The organism is Porphyrobacter sp. TH134 (genome assembly GCF_002855495.1).
Classification (GTDB): domain Bacteria; phylum Pseudomonadota; class Alphaproteobacteria; order Sphingomonadales; family Sphingomonadaceae; genus Erythrobacter.
Map to the genome: position 1 here is coordinate 1 of NZ_PKRO01000095.1, position 1,542 is coordinate 1,542.

Sequence of the window (1,542 nt, forward strand, 5' to 3'; positions counted from 1 at the left end):
GCCTATGCCGCCGAGGAACTGGTCGCCGAACTCTCCAGCGCCATGCTGGGTGCTGAGCTGGGGCTGCCGGTCACACATCTCGACAATCACGCCAGCTATATTGAGCACTGGCTCAAGCTGCTGAAGGACGACGACCGCGCCATTCTGACTGCTGCGGCCAAGGCCGAGGAAGCTTCGAGCCTGCTGCTGAAGCTCGGCGGAGGGGTTATTCCTGAGCAGTTTGACGATGCGTCAGGCGACGCTGCGCTTGCGGCCTGAGGGAGGATGTCATGGGCAGATCTGTCAGCTATCCCAGCGGCGCAATCGTCGCATTCACTGTGCTCGAGGTCGAAGCTGAGGACGACTGGGAATTCGAGTACGAATGGCTGCGCGAGGACCTGCGCGAGCGAGCCACCCAAGCCTTCCCGTCGCTGATCCCGCATGACGGATGGCGCGGCCGGGAAGACCGGATCCTCATGCGCAATGCCTACGCGGATTTCGGCGTATCGGTCTACGGAGGGCTGGTGGCTATCTGGATCGTCGAACGCGAAGACCGAGCCTATTGGGACGCCGATTGGCGCACGGCCCGGTCACCGCGGGCAAGGCGCTGGCTGTCCCAGATCGCATCCCGCTTCGATGCCATGTTCGGCGACTACGGTTGCCTCGGGCACATGTCGAACGGCGAGGGGGTCTACACCAGGCGCGCAGCTTGAGGTCTGCGAGTTGGCCAGAAGCAGCGCTTTGGGTTGCCATCCCTGACTGAGCTTTGCCGGCCGCTCATGGTCTGGCGCCATGCGAAAGAGGCCCTGGGCCAGCCGCCAGTCTTGCGCAACCCGGCTTGGACGGGCCCGTGTTGGCCCTGGCCCTTCGGGCTGAAGGCCTGCCCGCGCCAGCCCGCCAAGCCGGGTTCCCCCTGACGGGTGCGCAATCCTGCCTGAAGCTGGCCCTGACGGGCTCTCGCTGGCGCAACCAAGAACGGGTGCGTCGGTGTCATGCCAGTCAGGAGGATATCCCCATGCACACGTCATTCGCCGATCAACTCGCCGGGCTCGATCTCGCCGGCTTTTCCATCGGTCCTGCTCCCGTATCGACAAGCGATTTCCCGGTTCGCGACGCAGTCGTCCAAACCCTCGAAGCGGTCTGGTCCGATCTCTTCGCCATGGTGTCCGGGACCGCTCTTGAAGCCGATGCAGAGGATCTCGGCTGGGCCTTCGTCAACATCTTCCACCGTTCTGCGACCCGCAAATCGACTACCCTTGACCGGGCGACCGACGAGGTCCGCGCGCTGATTGCGACGGCCGATGGATCCGAGGTTCATACCCATGATCTTGAGACCCAGGTCGAGCGGGCACAATGCGCGGAAAGCGCGATGCTGGCGCTCGAAGAGATGCGCGAGGTCGCAGCAACCCTGTACCTCAACGAGTTCGGTTCCTCCTGGAAGCCGGTCTCCAGTTCGCGCTTCAATCACAGCGCCATGATGACCTCGGCGCTCGTCGAAGGTCGCGATTTCCTGCGTGCCCGTGCCGAGGCCAAGCGCCGTGCGGCGGTGCCCGAAGGAACGCC

The 1,542-nt window shown here is 64.3% G+C and carries 2 protein-coding genes and 1 pseudogene; all 3 read left to right on the forward strand.

The features are described 5' to 3' along the window. Positions 1–258, forward strand: a 258-nt coding sequence (locus C0V72_RS16055; protein WP_267893453.1) for a zincin-like metallopeptidase domain-containing protein, incomplete at its 5' end; no start/stop codon positions are given. Between the two features lie 11 nt (positions 259–269). Continuing rightward, entirely contained in the window at positions 270–692 is a 423-nt protein-coding gene (locus C0V72_RS16060) for a hypothetical protein (RefSeq protein WP_101795127.1), read from the forward strand. 302 nt (positions 693–994) lie between these two features. Further along, a pseudogene (locus tag C0V72_RS16065) lies at positions 995–1,542 on the forward strand (chromosome segregation ATPase); the annotation flags it as partial.

Coding starts and splice junctions, on each gene's coding strand:
- C0V72_RS16060 (WP_101795127.1), top strand. CDS start 270: ATGGGCAGATCTGTCAGCTATCCCAGCGGCGCAATCGTCGCATTCACT.